Annotated in this window: 16 protein-coding genes; 3 read left to right on the top strand and 13 right to left on the bottom strand. The window is 67.4% G+C overall.

Annotated features, from left to right (window positions below; genetic code table 11):
• Positions 1 to 20: 20 nt before the first annotated feature.
• Genes IPJ87_08145 through IPJ87_08130 form a run of 4 tightly spaced genes read right to left on the bottom strand, consistent with a single transcriptional unit; the run spans position 21 to position 4832 of the window.
• On the bottom strand, positions 21 to 1331 hold the full coding sequence (locus tag IPJ87_08145) for a 2-oxo acid dehydrogenase subunit E2 (GenBank protein MBK7941831.1): 1311 nt from the start codon (positions 1329 to 1331) through the stop codon (positions 21 to 23).
• Positions 1332 to 1377: 46 nt separating this feature from the next.
• Entirely contained in the window at positions 1378 to 3294 is a 1917-nt protein-coding gene (locus IPJ87_08140) for a glycosyltransferase (protein ID MBK7941830.1), read from the bottom strand.
• Between the two features lie 35 nt (positions 3295 to 3329).
• The gene (recR, locus tag IPJ87_08135) at positions 3330 to 3947 is read right to left on the bottom strand and encodes a recombination protein RecR (GenBank protein ID MBK7941829.1); all 618 of its coding nucleotides are present in this window, start codon (positions 3945 to 3947) and stop codon (positions 3330 to 3332) included.
• 39 nt (positions 3948 to 3986) lie between these two features.
• On the bottom strand, positions 3987 to 4832 hold the full coding sequence (locus IPJ87_08130) for a hypothetical protein (GenBank protein MBK7941828.1): 846 nt from the start codon (positions 4830 to 4832) through the stop codon (positions 3987 to 3989).
• 142 nt (positions 4833 to 4974) lie between these two features.
• Here IPJ87_08130 and IPJ87_08125 point away from each other — a divergent pair, with 142 nt between their 5' ends.
• The gene (locus tag IPJ87_08125) at positions 4975 to 6420 is read left to right on the top strand and encodes a sodium:solute symporter (GenBank protein MBK7941827.1); all 1446 of its coding nucleotides are present in this window, start codon (positions 4975 to 4977) and stop codon (positions 6418 to 6420) included.
• A gap of 16 nt (positions 6421 to 6436) precedes the next feature.
• Here the strand turns inward: IPJ87_08125 and IPJ87_08120 are convergent, their stop codons facing one another.
• From IPJ87_08120 to mtaB, 3 genes are read right to left on the bottom strand one after another with little or no spacing between them, the layout of a single operon-like run.
• Positions 6437 to 7234 (bottom strand): inositol monophosphatase, encoded by a 798-nt coding sequence (locus IPJ87_08120; protein MBK7941826.1) that lies wholly within the window; start codon positions 7232 to 7234, stop codon positions 6437 to 6439.
• Complete coding sequence (locus tag IPJ87_08115) at positions 7212 to 8387, bottom strand: prolipoprotein diacylglyceryl transferase (protein ID MBK7941825.1); 1176 nt, start codon at positions 8385 to 8387, stop codon at positions 7212 to 7214. The genes IPJ87_08120 and IPJ87_08115 overlap by 23 nt, the downstream gene beginning before the upstream one ends.
• Before the next feature lie 3 nt (positions 8388 to 8390).
• Positions 8391 to 9806 (bottom strand): tRNA (N(6)-L-threonylcarbamoyladenosine(37)-C(2))-methylthiotransferase MtaB, encoded by a 1416-nt coding sequence (mtaB, locus tag IPJ87_08110; protein ID MBK7941824.1) that lies wholly within the window; start codon positions 9804 to 9806, stop codon positions 8391 to 8393.
• A 311-nt stretch (positions 9807 to 10117) separates the two neighbouring features.
• Here mtaB and IPJ87_08105 point away from each other — a divergent pair, with 311 nt between their 5' ends.
• Complete coding sequence (locus IPJ87_08105) at positions 10118 to 10987, top strand: TraB/GumN family protein (protein MBK7941823.1); 870 nt, start codon at positions 10118 to 10120, stop codon at positions 10985 to 10987.
• Here IPJ87_08105 and IPJ87_08100 read toward each other — a convergent pair.
• The 4 genes from IPJ87_08100 to mutL all read right to left on the bottom strand — a co-directional run bounded on the left by IPJ87_08100 (position 10984) and on the right by mutL (position 15720).
• The gene (locus tag IPJ87_08100) at positions 10984 to 12117 is read right to left on the bottom strand and encodes an endonuclease/exonuclease/phosphatase family protein (protein MBK7941822.1); all 1134 of its coding nucleotides are present in this window, start codon (positions 12115 to 12117) and stop codon (positions 10984 to 10986) included. The two genes, IPJ87_08105 and IPJ87_08100, sit on opposite strands and share 4 nt — an antisense overlap.
• Entirely contained in the window at positions 12110 to 13000 is an 891-nt protein-coding gene (locus IPJ87_08095) for a rhomboid family intramembrane serine protease (protein MBK7941821.1), read from the bottom strand. Before IPJ87_08095 ends, IPJ87_08100 begins: the two co-directional genes overlap by 8 nt.
• 105 nt (positions 13001 to 13105) lie before the next feature.
• Positions 13106 to 13879: a rhomboid family intramembrane serine protease gene (locus tag IPJ87_08090; protein ID MBK7941820.1), complete on the bottom strand. Its 774-nt coding sequence runs from the start codon at positions 13877 to 13879 to the stop codon at positions 13106 to 13108.
• Positions 13876 to 15720: a DNA mismatch repair endonuclease MutL gene (gene mutL / locus IPJ87_08085; GenBank protein MBK7941819.1), complete on the bottom strand. Its 1845-nt coding sequence runs from the start codon at positions 15718 to 15720 to the stop codon at positions 13876 to 13878. Before mutL ends, IPJ87_08090 begins: the two co-directional genes overlap by 4 nt.
• Positions 15721 to 15871: 151 nt before the next feature.
• On the opposite strand from mutL, the gene IPJ87_08080 reads away from it, so the two are divergent.
• Positions 15872 to 18838: a serine hydrolase gene (locus tag IPJ87_08080; protein ID MBK7941818.1), complete on the top strand. Its 2967-nt coding sequence runs from the start codon at positions 15872 to 15874 to the stop codon at positions 18836 to 18838.
• Positions 18839 to 18841: 3 nt separating this feature from the next.
• Here the strand turns inward: IPJ87_08080 and IPJ87_08075 are convergent, their stop codons facing one another.
• Together IPJ87_08075 and IPJ87_08070 are read right to left on the bottom strand one after the other, a co-directional pair.
• Positions 18842 to 19525, bottom strand: coding sequence for an ABC transporter ATP-binding protein (locus IPJ87_08075; GenBank protein MBK7941817.1), 684 nt, complete (start codon positions 19523 to 19525; stop codon positions 18842 to 18844).
• On the bottom strand, positions 19522 to 20775 hold the full coding sequence (locus IPJ87_08070; GenBank protein MBK7941816.1) for an ABC transporter permease: 1254 nt from the start codon (positions 20773 to 20775) through the stop codon (positions 19522 to 19524). The genes IPJ87_08075 and IPJ87_08070 overlap by 4 nt, the downstream gene beginning before the upstream one ends.
• Between the last annotated feature and the right edge of the window lie 2 nt (positions 20776 to 20777).

Here is a 20777-nt window from a genome sequence, read left to right as displayed (position 1 = left end):
TTTCCCCAGTGGGGTCCGGTTCATATGTCCTGGTCCAGGGACCAGCCTTCCAGAATGTCCGCCACGCGGCGCACGAAGCGGCCGCCCAACGCCCCGTCCACGACCCGGTGGTCGTAGCTGTGGCTCAGGAACATCATGTGCCGCACGGCGATCACATCCCCGGCCGGGGTCTCGAGCACCGCCGGTTTCTTCCGGATCGCTCCCGTGGCCATGATCGCCACCTGGGGCTGGTTGATCACCGGCGTGCCCAGCACGTTGCCGAAGGTGCCCACGTTGGTCACCGTGTACGTGCCTCCGCTGATCTCATCGGGTTGCAGCTTGTTCTCCCGTGCACGCTTGGCCAGGTCGTTCACCTTCCGCGCCAGACCCACCAGGTTCAATTGATCGGCGTTCTTGATCACCGGTACGATGAGGTTGCCTGTCGGAAGCGCCGCCGCCATGCCGATGTTGATGTCGCGCTTGCGGATGATCGTGTGACCGTCCACCTGGATGTTGATCATCGGCATCTCTTTGATGGCCTGCGCGATGGCCATCACGAAAATGGGCGTGAAGGTCAGCTTCTCGCCCTCCCGTTTCTCGAACGCGCTCTTCACCCGATCGCGCCACAGCACCAGGTTCGTCACATCGGCTTCCACGAAGCTGGTGACGTGCGGGCTGGTGGCCTTGCTCATCACCATGTGGTCGGCGATCAGCTTGCGCATGCGGTCCATCTCGATCACCTCGTCGCCGGGGCCGGGCACTACCTTGGGTGCCGAGGGTTTCGCGCCCGTAGGGGCAGGGGCAGGGGCAGGGGAGGCTGGCATCGCCGCCGGCGAGGCCGGTGCCGCACCGCGCTTCGGCAGGTAGTCCAGCAGGTCCTTCTTGGTCACCCGCCCCCCCTCTCCGCTGCCGGCGATGGCCTCGAGCTCGGCCATGGTCACGCCTTCCTGCTCCGCGATGGTGCGCACCAGCGGGCTGTAGAACTTGCCACTGGGGCCCGTGCGGGTGACGGCCGCACCGATGGGTTGAGCTGTGGTGATGGCGGCCTGACGACCGTTGGTGGCGACGGCTGCGGCCGGGGCGGCCACCGGTGCCGCTGCGGGTGCCTCGGCCCCCGAGCTGATGGCCGCGATCGGCTGGCCCACCTTCACCACGTCCCCTTCATTCACGAGGCGTTTCACCAACACGCCGTCATGCGGCGCCGGCACCTCGCTGTCCACCTTGTCGGTGGCGATCTCCACGATGGGCTCATCGGCGGCCACGCGGTCGCCTTCGTTCTTGAGCCACTTGATGATGGTGGCCTCGGCCACGCTTTCGCCCATCTTGGGCAGGAGGATCTCGTTCTGGGCCATCGCGTCGGGGCCAAAAGTAACCACCGGACCCCGACACGCGCGGAGCCTATGAGCCCATCAGTGCGAAGCCCCTCCGGATGTAGCGCAGGTCGTCCCAGACCCGGTAGTCCTTGGCATACATCAGGTTGAGCCGGTCCACGATCAAGGCATCGGCCGGCACGCCGAGCGAGCGGACCGGATCGAGGACACCGCGCTGCAGATGCGGCAGCTTGGCGGCGCGCGACGGGTGCCGGTGATAGCCCACCCAGGTTCTATCGCCGAGCAGCACCTGCCACAGGTTGGCCATGTAGCCCCGGCGCTGCCGCACGAACCACAGGTTGACCGGCAGGGTCAACATCAGCACGACCGCCACCACCACGTCCGTGATGCGCTTGGTGCGTCGGGATGCCGGGCTGTTCACCGCGTGGGCCTCCAGGACGAGAAGATCCTGCAGGCTCTCGATGCTGTTGGGGCTGATGATGGCCTGGCCGTCGGGTTGGGCGATCTTGAACACAGCGCCGCTGGTCCGGAGCCGCTCCAGGGCGTCGATCACCGTGGTCCAGGTGAGGTCGCCTGCGCAGAGGACCACTTCGTCGTACCGCTGATCGTGGAGGTTCCGGCACAGTTCGGCCGTTCGCTTCGTGCGCTGCAGCACTTCTGGTGGCTCCACGAGCTGGCGCCCGAGACCGAAGTGGGTCTGCCACAACAGGTCCAGCGCCTGCCGGGCCCGCTCGGGCGAGCCGATCGCCGCGATGCGCAGCCGGTGGCTGGGCCGCAAGGCATAGCCCTTCACCCGCAGCAGGTGCAGCAGGCCGCGGATGGCGAAGGCGGTCCCGGTCATCAGGACCAGGCAGGTGAGCAGGGCCCATGTGCCCGGCCAGGCCTGCATCCGCCAGCTCCACCACGCGGCCATCAGCAGGGTGGCGGCGGTGGCGCCCTTCACCGCGTGCCCGAGCCGGATGGGCCGGTCGTACGCACCGAAGAGGGCCAGGCAGGTGAGCGCCGCGGAGAGAAAGGGAAGGAGGTGGCGCGGCGCTCCGTCGGCCCATTGCATCACGCCCACATGCGGGCCGGCCAGCAGCAGCAGGGCCGCAAGGGCCGTGGCATCGAGCAGGGGCAGCAGCGCGCGGTGGAAGAAGCGGCTGAGCAGGGCTCCGGCCGCGCTCAGGTAAATGGCCCCGCGGATCAGCGCGCTGAACAGGTCAGGCCCCTTGCGCGTGAAGTGCTTCCTGGCGAAAATGGCCATCGCGTTGTAGAAGACGAACACATAGTTCACGCTGCTCTTCTTGGTGCTCTCGCCCTTGTAGTGCAGGATGCGCGCCTGAGGCACGTAGTGGTTCTCGTAACCCCCCAGCGTGATGCGGTAACTGAGGTCGATGTCCTCCCCGTACATGAAGAAGCTCTCATCCAGCAAGCCCACTTCGTCCAGCGTCCGCTTGCGCAGGAACATGCAGGCCCCGGACAGGATCTCGATCCGCGCCGTACGGTCCTCCGGCAGATGCCCCAGGTGGTAGCGGCCGAACACGCTGCTGCGGGGGAAGACGCGCGCCAGCCCGATGATCTTGTAGAAGGCCACGGCCGGTGTCGGCAGCCCGCGCTTGCTCTCCGGCAGGAAGCGCCCTGTGCCATCGATCATCTTCACGCCCACTCCTCCGACCTTGGGATCGGCGTCCATGTAGGCCACAACCGTGCGGAACACATCCTCGCCCACGATGGTGTCGGGGTTCAGGAGAAGGATGTGATCGCCCTTGGCCTCGCGGATGGCCTGGTTGTTGGCCCGGCTGAAGCCCACGTTCTCGGTATTGGCCAACAGCCGCACCTGCGGGAACCGCTCCCGCACCATCTCCACACTGCCGTCCGTGCTCTGGTTGTCCACCACGAACACCTCGCCGGGCACCCCTTCCATCGCGGCGAACACCGCCCGCAGGCACTGCTCCAGGTAGGCCCGGACGTTGTAGTTGACGATGATGACGGAGAGTTTCATGTGCATACGTGCACATGTGCCCATGAGCACATGCGCTATCGCTTCACCCCTTGCTCGTAAGGTTTCCGGTCCATGATGCTGCGGCCCAGGGTGAGCTCGTCCACATGCTCCAGGTCGCCCCCCACACTGATCCCGCGCGCGATCTGGCTCACGGTGATGCCGCGCTCCTGGAGACGCCGGTTCAGGTAGAAACAGGTGGTGTCGCCCTCCAGCGTGGCCCCCAGGGCCAGCACCACCTCCCGCACAGAGCCGCTGTCCACACGCTCCAGCAGCCGGGCGACCTGCAGGTCGTCCGGGCCCACGCCGTCCATGGGGCTGATGACCCCGCCGAGCACATGGTAGAGGCCCTTGAACTGATGCGTGTTCTCGATCGCCACCACGTCGCGGATGTCCTCCACCACGCACACCACGCCGCGGTCACGAGAGGGCGATGCGCAAATGCCGCACACCGGCTGGTCGCTGATGTTGCAGCATTCGGCGCAGTAGCGCACCTCTTCCCGCAACCGGCGCACCGCTTCACTGAAGCGCTGCACGGCGGCGACATCGCGCCTCAGCAGGTCGAGCGCCATGCGCATGGCCGTGCGCCGTCCGATGCCGGGCAGGGTCGCCAGTTGGTCCACGGCGTTCTCCAGCAGGACGGACGAGGTGCTCACGCGGCCAAAGGTAACGGCGGGGCCACGCGCGCTCCCGCCTCAGCGGAGCACCACCCGGCGACGCCAGGTGCGTTCTTCCGTGATGACCTCCAGGAGGTGGGCGCCGGTCAAGCCGTCCGTGGCGAGGGTCCAGGTGCCCGGACCGGGAATGCTGCCGCTGCGCACCTCGCGCCCGCTGAGGTCCAGCAGGCGCCACGCCTGTCCGCCTGGTTCCGTGCTGCGCACCTGCAGCGACCCCTCGGCCGGGTTGGGCCAGGTCCATAGGCCGGCGCCCTCCCGCTCCTCCACGAAGGCCGTTCCGCTTGAGGGGAGGCACGCGGTCACCTCCATGTCGTCCAAGTACCAGCCGGCCTTGTTCACCACCGTGGTGGCGAACAGGTGGAAGCTGATGTCCACCGTGCTCAGCCCCAGGAAGGGCGACAGGTCGATCGTCTGCTGCAGCCACACCTGGCTGAACTGCTGGCTGTTGTTCAGGTAGACCTGCTGGCCGTTGACACGGATGAAGATGAAGTCGAAGTTGGTGAACACCTCCCACCAGTGCCAGAACCTCAGTTCGGCGCCGGTGTAGGCGGGGTCGCTGAGGTCCACCGTGAGACCGAGCACGCTCGTGTCACCGCTGTTGGCGTAGCAATCGCGCAGCACCGTGCCCCATCCGAGCTGCCCGCTGTGCGCGCCGATGGTGTTGTTGAAGGTGGAGGTGCAGCTGCTGTCCAGCAACTGGGTCCCGATGGTGCCGTGCTCCCAGTCCGGGTATCCGCTCGGCACCAAGCCCCCGTCGCCCGACTCGAAGTCGCTGCTGAAGAGGACCGCCGTGCTGTCCGGGCATTGAGCAGCGGCGTTCATGCCGAGGCAAGCCGCCAGAAAAAGGGTCGTGGTCCGGTGCATGTGCGTATAGGTTGGTCCCGGGAAGATAACCGTTCTCCTGCACGCACCGGACCGGCGCGGTGACCGGATGCCAACACCGGGACGGGGACAACTGACGCGCTCCTTCCGAGGCGTCGGTCCTTCGGGCGCATTGCTTCGCAACATGAGCGCGGCCTGGCTGTTGTCCCTGGTGCTGGTGTACTTCCTGGTGCTGCTGGGCATCGCCTGGTGGACCGGTCGCGGGGCCGGAGGGCACGCGTTCTTCAGCGGCGACCGTCGCAGCCTATGGTGGGTCGTGGCTTTCGGCATGATCGGCACCAGCCTCAGCGGGGTCACCTTCATCAGTGTGCCCGGCTGGGTGAAGGCCAACCACTGGAGCTACCTGCAGGTGGTGGTGGGCTATGTGATCGGGTACTGGGTGGTGGCCGGTGTGCTGCTGCCGTTGTACTACCGGCTGCAGCTCACCAGCATCTACGGCTACCTGCGCCACCGCTTCGGCCCCACCAGCTACCGCACCGGGGCCGCCTTCTTCCTGCTGAGCCGCACCCTGGGGGCCACCATCCGCATCTACTTGGTGCTCAATGTGCTCCAGCTCACGGTGGTGCAGGGCCTCGGCGAGATGCCCTTCGCGGTGACGGCCGCCCTCATCCTGCTGATGATCGTGCTCTACACCGTGCAGGGCGGGGTGCGGACGATCGTGTGGACGGACACGCTGCAGACCCTGTTCATGCTGGCCGCACTGCTGGGCACCGTGGCCTGGATCGCGGCCCAGCCCGGCATGGGCGACTGGTGGCCGCGCCTGCAGGGCAGCGGCATGACGGCCGTGTGGGACCTCGACTGGCGGAGCGACGGTTTCTTCCTGAAGCAGGTGCTCAGCGGCATGTTCATCACCATCGCCATGACCGGCCTCGATCAGGAGATGATGCAGAAGAACCTCAGTGTGGCCACCGTGCAGGGGGCACAGAAGAACATGCGCGTGTTCAGCGTGGTGCTGCTCGGGGTGAACCTGCTCTTCCTGGTGCTGGGCGGGCTGCTCTACCTCTACGCCGAACAGGCGGGCTTCGGCCTGCCCGAGCGCAGCGACGACCTGTTCCCGTCCATGGCGCTGCAGCTGTTCCCGCCCTGGCTCGGGCTGCTCTTCATCATCGGCCTCATCAGCGCCCTCTTCCCCAGTGCGGACGGAGCGCTCACGGCGCTGACGGCCAGCACCTGCATCGACCTCATCGGCATCCAGGACCGGGGATGGGACGAGGCCCGGCAGACGCGGGTGCGCAAGACGGTGCACCTTGCCATCGCCGGGGTCTTCTTCGGCTGCGTGATGTTCTTCCACTGGCTGCAGAGCGGCACGGTGCTCAAGACCCTTTTGGACATCGCCGGGTACACCTATGGTCCGTTGCTCGGGCTCTTTGCCTTCGGCATCCTGTTCAAGGGCCGGCCGACCGAACGGTGGGTGCCCGTGGTGTGCGTGCTGGCCCCGCTGATCACGTTCGGGCTCAAGACCTGGTCGCCCGATCTGCTCTTCGGCTATCGGATGGGCTTCGAGACGCTCATCGTCAACGGCGCCCTGACGCTGCTGGGCCTGCGGCTGATCAGCGGACCGTCCCGCTGATGCGCCGGAACGGTGCTCAGTCCTGCCGCTGCCAGCTGCGTTCGATCACCTCCAGCAGCTCGTCGTGGATGGCGCTGTTGCTGGCCACGATCTCCTCGTCGAACACCGGGTCCTTGCTGAGGCGGAATCCGCTCACCCGCCCCCCCGCCTCGCGCACGAGCAGCACGCCCGCCGCCACGTCCCAGCTGTTGAGCCCATACTCGTAGAAGGCCTCGAAGCGGCCACAGGCCACGTAGGCCAGGTCCGCCGCGGCGCTGCCGAGCCGACGGATGCCGCGCGTACGGTGCATCAACTCGCGCAGCAGGTCCATGTACTCGGCCTCGTATCCAAAGTCATCGTACGGGAACCCTGTCGCCAGCAAGCTGTCCTGCAGCTGCTTCCGATCGCTCACCCGGATGCGCTGGCCGTTCATCCAGGCGCCGCCGTTCTTCCAAGCGGTGAACCGTTCGTCGCGCGTCACCTCATGCACCACGCCCAGCAGGGGCTCGGTGCCGTCCAGCAGGGCGATGCTGATGCAGTAGCACGGCACCCCATGCACGAAGTTCGTGGTGCCGTCCAGCGGGTCGATCACCCAGTTGAGGCGCTCGCGCTGTTCGCCGCTGCCCTCCTCGGCGATGAAGCCGGCATCGGGCAGGAGGCGTTCCAGGGCCTCCACCAACCGGTCCTCGGCGGTGTGGTCCACGTGGGTCACCAGATTGTTCGCGCTCTTGGTGGACACACCGGCCTCGGTGAGCTTGCCCGCCTCGTCGCGGATGAAGGCGGCCACTTCGGCGCTGAGCGCCGCCACCTGTTCAGTGAGCTGTTGCAGGTCCATCGTTGGCGGGGTTGTTCCTCCGGTGCACCATCCACAGCCCGGCGGCGCCGGTCAGCATCAGCAGCCCGGCGATCAGCTCGGCCTGCGTGGTGTCGCCGAAGAGCACGACGTTCACACGGATCTTCTCGATCCAGAAGCGCTCCAGGCCGTTCAGCAGGAGGAAGAGGAAGAAGATGGCGCCCATCGGCCGAAGCCGCGTGCGCAGGGCCCAGAGCACCGCGAAAAGCAGCGCGCAGGCCAAGGTCTCGTACAACGGGGTGGGGAACACGGTCTCCGGAAGGGCCGTACAGTAGCCCTCGAAGCAGGGACGGCCATCCAGGAGCGGGATGCCGATGCCATTGACATTGTTCGGATAGTCGTACTGCCAGAACCAGCGGGGGCCCGGTCCTTGAAAGGTGGTGTTCACGATGCCCCAGTCCCCATCGCCGCTCACCTGACAGCCGATGCGGCCGATGGCATAGGCGAGCATCACACCCGGCGCGGCAGCATCCGCCCCCGCCAGCGTCGGCATGCCGTGGCGGTGGAAGTAGCGCATCACCATCGCACCCGCCATGATCAGGCCTCCATACATGGTGAGGCCGGTGAACAGGTCCGTGCCACCCGGATCGCCGATGAAGGCCGCCAGCTCGTCGGGGTTCTCCAGCCAGTGGAAGAGCTTGGCCCCGATCACGCCCCACAGGGCCGCCGTCATGGTGATGGAGCCCGCGTGTTCCGAGGGCGCGATGAGGACCGTCTCCGTCCGTGGCTTGTCGAGCTGCTGTTTGCGCTTCTCCCACCACACGAGGCCCGCCAAGGCGACCGCACCCAGCACGCCGCCCGGCACACTGCCCGTGCCGCTGAACAGGAAGGCCTTCGTATCCGCGGTGGCCTGCGCACTGTGGAGGATCAGGTACAGGCCTTTCCAGCCGAGCAGAAAGCCCAGCACCGCCTGGGTGGCCAGTTCCGACCGGCTCGCCGGTCGTCCGATGGTCATGGAGCGCGTCGAGGGCTTCAGCAGGCCGTTCGCCTGCTTGCGCCGCAGCTCGGCCGTCAGCAGCCGGTTGGCCACCACGAAGGCCACCGCCACGAAGAACCCGAAGCTGTTCAGGAACTTCAGGAACGGCAGGTCGATCCCCGTCAGGTCCAGCAGCGCGTGGTAGAGCGTGGGGTACATGGGTCAGGCGGCGGGAGCAGGAGCATGGGCCATGCCTTCGCCAAAGGCTTCGGCAGACGAGGCAGGGGCCATGCCTTCGCCAAAGGCTTCGGCAGACGAGGCAGGGGCAGGGGCGGAAGCGACCCGCGATCCGATGACGTGCCCTTCGCCGTCGGACCGGTCCAGGGACACGGGCTCCACGGCATTCACCAAGGCAGCGTTGTAAGGCACCGATACCCTGATGTAGTTGTCCGTGAAGCCGAGCATGCGACCATCGGTCTCTTCGGCCTCGAACAGCACGGGGCGCACGGTGCCCAGGTGCCGCTCAACATGCGCCCTCTGCAGCTTGCCGCCCAGGATGCGGAGCTGCTTCGTGCGCTCGCGCCGCGTTTCCATGGGAACGGTCTCGTCCATGCGCACGGCCGTGGTGTTGGCGCGCTCGCTGTAGGTGAACACGTGCAGGTGGTCCACCGGCACGGACCGCAGGAAGGCGTGGGTCCTCAGGAACTCCTCGTCGGTCTCGCCCGGTGTGCCGGTGATGACGTCCGCGCCGACACAGGCATGCGGCATCAACGTCTTGATGGCGTGGACCCGGTCCGCATAGAGCGCCGTGTCGTAGCGGCGGCGCATGCGTTCCAGCAGGGCGTCGCTTCCGCTCTGCAGGGGCATGTGGAAGTGCGGGGCGAACCGCCTGCTGCCGGTCACGAAGCGGATGATGGCGTCGGTGCAGAGGTTGGGCTCGATGCTGCTGATGCGGAAACGCGCGATGCCCTCCACGCGGTCCAGCGCCTCGATCAGGCCCAGGAAGTCCTCGCCGTGGGAACGTCCGAAGTCACCGGTGTTCACGCCCGTGAGCACGATCTCCTTCACCCCCGAGGCGGCGATGCGTTCCGCGATGGCCACGGTGTCCGCGATGCTGCCGCTGCGGCTGCGCCCCCGGGCCAGCGGGATGGTGCAGAAGCTGCAGAAGTAGTCGCAGCCGTCCTGCACCTTCAGGAACGTGCGGGTGCGGTCCCCGCTGTTCCATGATGGATGGAAGGCCCGCACCTCCTTGATGGGGCCGTGCACCGCTGCTCCGACCGGCCGCTTGCCGTCCGCCGCCTCGATGTGGGCCGCCAGGTCGAACTTCTCGTTGGCGCCCAGCACCAGGTCCACCCCGGGGATGGCCGCGATCTCCTCGGGCTTCAGCTGCGCATAGCAGCCCACCACGGCCACGAAGGCCCCGGGGTTGATCCGCTGGAACCGCCGCACCCATTGGCGGCATTCCCGGTCGGCGTTCTCCGTCACGCTGCACGTGTTGAGCACGAACACGTCCGGGCGGTCCTCGGGCCTCACCCGGGCATAGCCGGCCTCCTCCAGCCCGCGAGCGAGGGTGCTGCTCTCGGCGAAGTTGAGCTTGCAGCCCAGGGTGTGGAAGGCGACGGTGCGGGGGGAGCTCATGAGCCCGGATATCGTGGCCTTTGACGGCCACAGCGGGCGGCGAAGGTACGCGGACGGGGCGGGGGCTTCCGTGCACCCCCGTCCGCGCACCGCATCGCACTTTTTCGCTCCCGTGTCAAGGCCCGCTGGCAACCCTTTTCCCGGGCCGCCGTCTACCCTCCGCATCCGATCGCCATGGGCACCCTCCGCGCACGACCCGGCAACCGCAGCCAGCTGATCCTCACCGGCGGCGTGCTGTCCGCCATCCTGTCCGTCCTGTCCTTCCTGCTGGCCTACATCGTCCTCTGATCGCCGCGCCTACCTTGGCGCACATGCGTTCCACCCCCTTGCTGGGCGGCGTGCTCTGCACCCTTCTGGCCCCGGCCCAACCGCTGCCGCACAGCCTCCTATGGCGCATCAGCGGTCCGGGCATCGAAGCCCCCGCCTATGTCCTGGGCACCGTGCACAGCCGTGATGCAAGGGCCTACCAGGGCAATGACAGCCTTTGGGCCGCCATGGCCGCCTGCACCGAGGTGGTCGGGGAACTGGACAACGAAGCGGCCGCGAAGGGTGGGCTCGCCGTGCTCGGCGCCATGCAGATGCCGGGTAGCAAGGCCTTGGCCGACCTCTACCGGAAGAAGGACCTCGAACGCGTCCGCGATGCGCTTAAGGAGCACCTGGGCCTGATGGCCCTGGCCAGCGACCGCATGAAGCCCTTCTGGTCGATGGCCCTGCTCACCGAGACCCTGATGCGCAGCGACAGCGCGCTCGTGCTGGACGAGGCGGTGCAGGTGCAGGCTCGAAGGTCAGGCCAGGCGGTGAGCGGCCTGGAGTCCATGCAGGAACAGCTGGCCGCCATCGATGCCATCCCCCTGGAGGACCAGGCGGCCATGCTGCTGGAGATGGTGCGTAACGACCTCTACCGCGGCTCGATCGAACGCATGATGGACGCCTATGCCCGGCAGGACCTGGAGGCGCTGCAGGCGGTGGTGCAGGAGGGGGGGATGCCCAGTTCCATGGACGCCGCCCTGCTCGCCGAGCGCAACGCCCGGATGACCGACCGGATGGCCGTGCGGTTGGGGGACGGCTGCAGCTGCTTCTTCGCCATCGGGGCCGCCCACCTGCCGGGCGCTGGCGGGGTGCTGGGCCGCTTGCGGGGCAAGGGCTTCGTCCTAACGCCCGTGGCGGTGGAACCGCACTAAGGCTGGCGAAGGGCCATCTCGCACACGATGGCGCGGTGGTCGCTCAGCTCATCGGGCAGTGTGCGGAAGTTCCAGGCCGCCAGCTCGGGACCGTGCAGGATGTGGTCGATGCGGAAGCTGGGGAAGACGCCGATGTAGGTGTGCCCCACCCCCCGCCCGCTCTCCACGAAGACATCGGTGAGCCGGTCGGTGAGCAGCGTGTAACTGTAGCTCATGGGCGTGTCGTTCAGGTCGCCGCAATAGAGGATGGGGTGCGGGCTGTCCGCCATGTGCGCCACGATCATGCGCGCCTCCTCGGCCCGGCGCAGGAATGCGTTACGCAGCAGACCCGCGATCCGCAGCCCTCCGCTGCGAAGGCTGTCCGCATCGGTGCCCGTGTCGAGGTCCTCCATGAACTTGTACTCATGGCCACCGAAGCGCACACTGGCCAGGTGCGCGTTGTACACCCGCAGTGTGTCGCCGCCCACGGCGATGTCCGTCCAGATGCACAGGTTGTTCAGGTCATCCGCGAACTCCAGGGCGCCCTTGCCTACGACCGGGTGCGTGCTGAAGGTGGCGATCCCGAAGTGGTGGCCCTTGCGGGTATGCGCCGTGTAGCTGTCGTGGCAGGCCTGGTAGCCCAGGTGCCGCAGCAGGGTGTCCTTGGTGTTGAAGAAGCGCCGGTCCTCGGCCAGAAAGAACTCCTGCAGGCACAGCACGTCGGCACCCTCGAAGGCGATGAGGTCGAGGATCTCGTTGCGGGTCTGGGTGTTGTTGCTCCAGTTGTACAGGTCGAACAGCCGCACGTTGTACGACATCACCTTCAGATGCTCGTCCGCAATGTCCTTGGGAGGGTGGCGTCGCCCGAGCACCTGTAAATGATCGCCGATGTGACCGAAGCCGATGCCGACCACGATCGCGCTCACCAGCATCCGTTTGGGCCGGAAGAGCGCCCACCACACCAGGAAGAAGAAGTGGGTGAGCAGCACGAAAGGGTAGGCCATGCCGAAGAAGGCCAGGGGCCAGAACGCGTCCGGCGGAACCTGGGCGGACAGGTAGGCCAGCAACAGCAGCAGCGCGGCGAGCAGGTTGGCCCACCAGAGGGGCCGGTGCCAGCGGCTGGGCCGCGCACGGCGGGGGAGCTCACTCATGGCTGGCCTTGAACAGGAAGTCCTTCTCCTCCTTGCTGAGGCTGTCGTAGCCGCTGCGGCTGATCTTGTCCAGGATGGCGTCCACGCGGGCCTGCTTGTCGCGTTTGTGGGCCGGCACCTGGTCGGCCATCACGGCCACCCGGCCGCGGTGGGCCACCTTCAGCCGCCGGGCCTTCCTGCCGCTCAGCAGGTCCCACGCGCCTTCGAACCAGCCGATGAAGGCCGAGGCGATATCGCGCCCGCGCCGCAGCTGCACCGCCGTGAGGTAACCCAGCAGCGCTCCGCCCAGGTGCGCGATGTGGCCGCCGCTGTTGCTGCCCTGCCGGATGCTCACCAGGTCGATCACCACGTAGATCAGGGCGATCCACTTCAAGCGCACCGCTCCGAAGAGCAGCAGGTGCACCACCATGTCCGGCCGGTACGCGGCGATGCCGATGAACACGCCCATCACGGCCGCCGATGCACCCAGGATGGTGCTGCCCGTGGCGAAGCGCTGGAACGGCGGGAACAGGTTGTAGGCCAGCACATACAGCGCCAGCCCGAAGAGCCCGCCCAGCAGGTAGTTGCCCAGCAGCCGCTTGGGTCCCAACAGGTCCTCGAACAACCGCCCGCTGAACCACAGCATCAACAGGTTGAAGAAGATGTGGAACACGTCGGCGTGGGTGAACATGTAGGTCACCACCGTCCAGGGCCGAAGGGCCAGTGACGGCAGGTGGCTGGTGGCCATGAGCCACGTCAACAGGTCGGGCTCGGGGGTGCCGGTGAGGAAGAGCACCAGGCCCACCGCATGGTAGACCAGGAAGACGCCGAGGTTGATGAGGATGAGCCGGACCGCGGCGCCGCCGGTGCGCCAGTGCATGCTCACATCGTCGCGGATGCCCATCGTGGCCTTAGGATGCGTTCCAGGGTGCCCGCAAAGTTCGGACCCTTCCGCACGGGCCGGAAAGGTATTCCACGAACGGTCCGCGCCGGACGGGCCAACGGCGGCTCAGAACAGCATGCGGCGGCGCCAGTGCCGCAGCAGGAGGAAGCCGAAGATCATGCCGCCCAGGTGCGCGAAGTGCGCCACGTTGTCGCCCGGGCTCTGCTTAAGGCCCATGAACAGCTCCACCAGACCGTAGATCACCACGAAGTACTTGGCCTTGATGGGGATCGGCAACAGCAACAGGAATATCTCCTGCTCGGGGAAGAGCATGCCGAAGGCCAGCAGGATGCCGAACACCGCGCCCGAGGCGCCGATGATCGTGCCCATGTGGTCGAAGAAGAGCTGGGTGAGGGCCTGTTGCGGCACGCCGTAGCTGGCCATCACACCGTTCAGGATGTGGTCCGCCTCGTCAAGGGAGCCGGCCGCCACCGCATCGCGCACCTCCTGCACGTCCGCACCATAGGCGGCCACCACCGCCTCATCGCGCAGCACCTCGTAGGCGTTCACGCCCGTATGCAGGGCCGCGGCGCCCAGGCCGCAGGCCAGATAGTAGATCAGAAAGCGTTTCGAGCCCAGGTAGCGTTCCACTGGGCCGCCGAACATGAACAGGCCGAACATGTTGGTGAAGAGGTGCACCAGGTCGCCGTGCAGGAAGAGGTGCGTGAACACCTGCCACGGCCGGAAGAGGGGGGAGCCCACGTAGTACATGCCCAACGTCGCGTCCAGCGTGTTCCGACCGAGTTCGTCCGCGGGGAAACTGAACTTGGCGAGGAAGAACAGGCCGTTGATGATCAGCAGGTTCTTCACCACCGGCGGCAGCAGCGCGTTCGGGTTCATCCGCGGTCGAAGCGTTGGGCGAGCTCGTCGAGCCCGAAGGTGATCAACGTGGGTTTGCCGCCCGGGGTCCAATAGGGCACCTCGCAGGCGAAGAGCCGGTCGACGAGGTCGCGGAGATGCTCCTGTGCCGGGGTCTCGTCGCTGCGCGCTGCCACACTGCGGGCCATGCTCCGCGCGATCGCCGCATGCCGCTCGAGCCTCAGCGTGCCACGTTCACTGTGGAGCTGCGCGATCAGGGTGTCCAGCAAGGCCGCCGGATCGTCGTTCATCGACTCGGCCGGCAGGCCGCGGACCGTGATGGTGCGCCCGCCGAAGACCTCGAGGTCCAGGCCCAGCGCGCGCAGCTCAGGCAACAGCTCGCCCACCAGCGCGAAGTCCTGCGGGGCCAGCTCGATGTTGCGCGGGAAGAGCTCGGCCTGGCTGGGGCCGTTCCCCAGCTCCAACCGCTTCAAGGCGCGCTCGTAGGCGATGCGCTCCAAGGCCCGTTTGCGGTCCACCACCATCAATCCGCTCCGCAGCGGCGACACGATGTAGCCGCCCTGCATCTGGAACACCGGGCGTGGACCGTGATCGGCCTCGGTCTCGCCCATGGGCAGCACGTGCGCAGCAAGCGGTCCAGGGCTCCCGTCGTCCGGTGACATCGGGCCCGGCGGACCGTCGCGCAGGTCGAACAACTGCTGCCATCCCGTGGGGTCGCGTCGCGGCCCCAGGTCCTGGGGGCGCCAATCGGGCGCTTTCACCACCGGGGCCACGGCCGGCACGCTCGGCATCCCGGCGAAGGCCGACATGATGGCGGGCTCCGGCTCGAAGTCGAGGCTCGGTGCGATGTTGAAGCGCCCCAGCGCCCGGCGCAGCGCCGCGTGCAGCACCGCATACACGCTGCGGTCGTCCCGGAACTTGATCTCCGTCTTGGTGGGGTGGATGTTGATGTCGATCTGCGCGGGGTCCAGCTCCAGGAACAGGAACCAGGCCGGGTGGTGGTCGCGGGCCACCAGCTCGTCGAACGCCGCGCGCACCGCATGCTCCAGGTAGCTGCTGCGGATGAAGCGCTGGTTGACGAAGAAGTACTGCTCGCCGCGCGTGCGCCGCGCGAACTCGGGCTTGCCGATATAGCCCGTGATGCGCAGATGACCGGTGGACTCCTCCACGGGCACCAGCCGCTCATCGTAGCGGCGGCCCAGCAGGTGCACCACGCGCTGCCGGAGCGCGGCCCCCTCCGCGGCGTCGGGCGCGCTGCCGGGCATGCGGAAGAGCTCCTGGTCGTTGTGCACCACCTGGAACCCGATGCCCGGATGGGCCAGCGCCACGCGTTGGAACTCCTCCAGCACATGCTTCAGCTCCACGGCGTCGCTCTTGAGGAACAGCCGTCGGGCCGGGATGTTGTAGAACAGGTTGCGCACCGCGACCGTGGTGCCGGCGGCCATCGCCACCGGTTCCTGCGCCCGCACCCGGCTCCCTTCCATCGCCACGCGGGTGCCGAGCTCAGCGGCCTGTGGACGTGTGCGCAGCTCCACCTGCGCCACCGCCGCGATGCTGGCGAGCGCCTCGCCGCGGAAGCCCTTGGTGCGCAGGGTCTGCAGGTCGTCCGCTGCGCGGATCTTGCTCGTGGCGTGCCGCTCGAAGCACAGCCGCGCATCATCCGGGCCCATGCCCCGGCCGTCATCCGTCACCTGCACCAAGGTGCGGCCTGCGTCCTTCAGCACCAGGGTGATCTGACCGGCGCCCGCGTCGACACTGTTCTCCAGCAGCTCCTTCACCACGCTGGCCGGGCGTTGCACCACCTCTCCGGCCGCGATCTGGTTGGCCACGTGGTCGGGAAGCAGGCGGATCAGGGGCTCCATCGGTGCGATGCGCGGAAGCCGCCAAAGGTAGCCCGCCGCCCGGGCGGCCCACGCCATCCGCAATGATCGCCGCCATCCCCGCGTACGTGTTGATAACCGTGCCGGACCTCGGCCCAGGCCCCGCTGGGCCCCCGGGTAGCTTTGACCGCTCATGACGAACCTCCTCCAGCGCGCGCTCCTGGCCGCCTCGGCCGTGCTGACCCTGGGCGGTGGTCCTCCGCCATCACGCCAGGCCCCGGCCTTCCTCATGGAGGATGTCGAGTGGGCCGACAGCGTGATGGCGACCCTCGGCCCCCGCGAGCGCATCGCCCAGCTGATGATGGTGGCGGCGTACAGCAATAAGGATGGGGATCACGTGGCCGAAGTGGACCGCCTCGTGCGCGACCACGGGGTGGGCGGGCTGATCTTCTTCCAAGGCGGTCCCGTGCGGCAGGCCCACCTCACCAACCGCTGGCAGGCCGCCGCGCGCGTGCCCCTGCTTGTGGGCATGGACCTGGAGTGGGGCCTGGCGATGCGGCTGGACAGTACGGTGCGGTTCCCCAAGCAGATGACGCTGGGCGCCTTGCGGGACGACGCCGCCATCGAGGAGATGGGGCGCGAGATCGCCCGGCAGATGCAGCGGCTCGGCGTGCACGTGAGCTTCAGCCCGGTCGCCGACGTGAACAACAACCCGGCGAACCCGGTGATCAACGACCGCAGCTTCGGCGAGCAGCGCGAACTGGTGGCCCGCAAGGCTGTGGCCTACATGCGCGGCCTGCAGGCCGGCGGCGTCATCGCCACCGCCAAGCACTTCCCCGGCCACGGCGACACCGATGCGGACAGCCACCACGCCCTGCCCCTGATCGCGCACCCTCGCGGCCGCCTCGACTCCCTGGAGCTGTATCCGTTCCAGCGGTTGATGGAGGAGGGGCTCAGCGCCATCATGGTGGCCCACCTGGAGGTGCCCGCGCTCGACAGCACCCCCGGGCTGCCCAGCACCCTCAGCCGGCCCGTGGTGAATGAACTGCTCGAACGCGAGCTCGGCTTCCAAGGGCTCGTGTTCACCGACGCCCTCAACATGAAGGGGGTGGCCAACGCCGACAAGCCCGGCGAGATCGAGCTGCGTGCGCTGCTCGCGGGCAACGATGTGCTGCTCTTCCCGCAGGACCCGGTGAAGGCGATCGACCGCATCCAACAGGCCGTGGACAGCGGATCCGTGCCACGCGAGCTCATCGACCACAAGTGCCGCAAAGTGTTGCGCGCCAAGCGTTGGGCCGGCCTGCATCAACGACCCGTCGTCCGCACCGAAGGCCTTTCGGACGACCTCAATACGCCCGCGGCCCGTGTGCTCCGTCGCACGCTCTTCGGTCAGGCCATTACCGCGCTGCGTTCCCGCGAAGGGCTGCTGCCCATCGCCGACCCCGGAGGACTCCGCATCGCCGCCCTCGCCTTCGGCGACAGCGCGGGTAACATCTTCCACCGGCACCTGGCACGCCACGCGCGCATCACCTGCATCGGTGTACCCAAGGACCTGCATCGCGACAGCCTGGCCGGCCTGCTCCGCGCGCTCGAGGGCCACGACCTCGTGATCGCTTCCGTGCACCGCACGAGCTATCGGGTGGACAAGGATTTCGGTGCGCCCGACCGGGTGTTCGAGGTGTTGCAGCAGGTGCAACGGCGCCACCGCACGGTGCTCGCCTGGTTCGGCAATCCATACCGCCTTACCCGCGCCTACGGCAGCAGCGAGCTGGACGGTCTGCTGGTCGGCTATGAGGACGATGCCGATGTGCACGATCTCTGCGCACAGGCCCTGTTCGGCGCCCGATCCGTAGGCGGAACCCTCCCGGTGACGGCCTCGGCCCAGTTCGAAGCGGGGGACGGCAAGCGCTGGGAGGCCTTGCCCGGCCGCACCGCTTATGGACTTCCGGAAGAGGCCGGCCTCCGGACGTCGGACCTCGTCGGCATCGACGCCATCGTTCAGGAGGGCATCGCCGCCAAGGCCTATCCCGGTGCCCAGGTGCTTGTGGCCGTGGACGGCCGCGTGGTGTGGGACAAGGCGTACGGAAAGCCCACCTACGACGGCAAGCGTGGCGTGCGCACGGACGACCTGTACGACCTCGCGAGCATCACCAAGGTGGCCGCCACCACCCTGGCCGTGATGAAGCTCGTGGATGAAGGCCGCCTCGACCTGGACCGCGACCTGGGCACCTACCTCACCGAGCTCAATGGGTCGCATGAGGCCCATGCACGCCTGGGCCTGCGCGAGGTGCTCACCCATCAGGCCGGGCTGCGTGATTGGGTGCCCTTCCATCAACGCCTGCTGACGAACAAAGAACCCCGTCCCGGCGTGGTGTCCGAGAAACCGGACAGCGTGCATGCGCTGCGTGTGGCCGAACGGACGTACATCAGCGCCAGTTATCGCGACAGCCTCCCGCGGTGGATCCTGAGCACACCGCTCAACCCGGTGAAGGAGTACAAGTACAGCGACCTCGGCCTGCTGCTCATCCAGCGGATGGTGGAGCGGGTGGCGGGCACTTCCCTGGACCGGTACGTGGACTCGGTGTTCTACCGGCCCCTGGCGCTCGACCGGCTCGGGTACACGCCGCTGCGGCGCTTCCCGCGCTGGCGCATCGCCCCCACCGAGTACGATCCCGAGCTCCGCCGGCAACAGGTGTGGGGCGACGTGCACGATCCCACGGCGGCGCTGCTTGGCGGGGTGGCCGGACATGCCGGGCTCTTCGGGAATGCCGAGGACCTGTTCGTGGTGTTCCAGGTACTGCTCAACAAGGGCGTGTACAACGGCCGGCGCTACCTCAGCGAGGCGGTGGTGGAGGAGTTCACCCGGTGCCAGTTCTGCGCCCCCGAGCCGAAGACCGGGGAGAACCGCCGCGGGCTGGGCTTCGACAAACCCGTGCGCGGCAAGGGTGGCCCCACCTGCACCTGCGTCAGCTATGCCAGCTTCGGCCACACGGGCTTCACCGGCACCATGGCCTGGGCCGATCCCGAGCAGGGCATCGTGTACATCTTCCTCAGCAACCGGGTGTATCCCACGGCGGCCAACAAGGCGCTGTCGGACCTCAACATCCGCACCCGGATCCAGCAGGTGGTGCACGACGCGGCGGCGGCCCGCCTGCGCTGATCCTCAGCTCACGATCCGCCCGTCGTCCATCACGATGTTGCGGTCGGTGCGCGCCGCGAAGTCGGGATCGTGCGTCACGATGAGCAGGCTGCGCTTGTGCTCGGAGGCGATGTGCTGGAAGATGCCGAAGACGATCTCGGCGTTGCGCTTGTCGAGGTTGCCCGTGGGCTCGTCGCCCATGATGATCAGCGGGTCGTTGATGAGCGCCCGGGCGATGGCCACACGCTGCTTCTGCCCGCCGCTGAGCTGGTTGGCCATCTTCCGCGCCTGGCCGTCCATCTCCAGTTCCTTCAGCCGGGCCATGGCGTCGGCCTCCACCTCTGCGGCGCTCTTGCGGCCCAGCTTCAGGCCCGGCAGCATCACGTTGTGCAGCACGCTGAACTCCGGCAGCAGGTAGTGGAACTGGAACACGAAGCCGATCTTCTCGTTGCGGATCGCGGCGAGCCGTTCGCCGCTCAGCCCCTGCGTGCGTTCCCCGTCGATCACCACGTCGCCCTCGTAGTCGGTGTCCATGGTGCTGAGGATGTAGAGCAGGGTGCTCTTGCCGCAGCCGCTCTTGCCGGTGATGCTCACGAACTCGCCACTGCGCACGCTGAACGACACATCCTTCAGCACGGGCACGGTCACCGGGTCGTGGAAGGACTTGTTCACCTTCTCCACCGCGAGGATGTTGGGGATGCCGCTCATTTCCCGCGGATGATCTCGACGGGGTCCACCTGGGCGGCCTTGCGCGCCGGGAACCAGCCCGCGATCCAGGCGGTGAGCAGCGCGAAGCTCACGGCGATGATGTAGTACTTGGGATCGTAGTCGATGGGGAAGGTCTTCGTGGTGGGCAGCGCCGCGGTCTCGAAGGGCACGTTGTCGATCACCGTCTGCATGGTGAAGCCGCCCAGCAGACCGGTGAAGCCGCCCACCAGCCCGATGATCATGCTCAGCAGCAGGAAGATCCGCCGCACATCACTGCCGCTGAAACCCGTGGCCTTCAGGATGGCGATGGCGTCGAGCTTCTCGTAGATCATCATGTTCAGGATGTTGTAGATGCCGAAGCCGGCCACGATGAGCAGCACCACGCCCACGGCGTAGCTGATGATGCTGCGCACGTCGCTGCCGGTCTCGAACTGCGCGTTCGCCGTCTGCACGTCCACGGCGTCCACCTTGAAGCGTGCGGCGAGCTCCTTGGCCAAGGCGGGCGCGGCGGTGAGGTCGTGCAGCTTCAGGTTGATGTCGGTGTAGTAGCTGCCGGGCCGCGCGAGCAGCTTCTGCACGGTCTTGATGTTGGCGTAGCACTGCACCTTGTCGTAGTCGGCGATGCCGCTCTGGAAGATTCCCACCACGCGCAGCATCGCACGGTCGCCGCTGGCGGTGGTCACCTGAACGGTCTCGCCGATGTCGGCCGCCATCATGTCCGCCAAGCCTTTGCCGAGCACGATGGTGTTGTTGCCCGTGGCCAGGTCGTGCGGATCGCCCTGGGTGAGGTAGTCCGCGAAGCGGTAGTAGCGGATCTCCTGCACCACGTCGATGCCGTTCACCTGACCGTTCAGGTCCACCGTGCCCACGTTGAAGAAGACCTGCGCCACCAGCCTGGGTGATACGGCCATCACCCGTGGGTCGCGCTCCATGGCCTGCATGATGGCCTCGGCGTTGCGCAGCCGCGGCAGGTCGTCCTTGGGCTTCACCGAGCGCACGAAGTGGTGCGTCGAGGTATCGCCGTCGGCCATCTCCATGGGTTGCTTCGGCGAGGCCTGCAGTTCGTTGTAGAGGCGCACGTGCGGGGTGCGGTTCAGGATCAGGCCGTCGAGCAGGTCGTTCAGCCCGTTCATGAAGCCGAGCAGCGCCACGAACATGGTGATGCTGAACATGACGCCCACGGCCGCCACGATGCTCTGCCGCAGCTTGGCGCGCAGCAGCGTGAGGGCGATGGTGAGCAGCAGCTTCATGC

It is taken from the genome of Flavobacteriales bacterium, assembly GCA_016713875.1.
Taxonomy (GTDB): Bacteria; Bacteroidota; Bacteroidia; order Flavobacteriales_F; family PHOS-HE28; genus PHOS-HE28.
The sequence above is the reverse complement of the archived record's forward strand: the minus strand, read 5'-3'. Positions and strand labels throughout refer to the sequence as shown.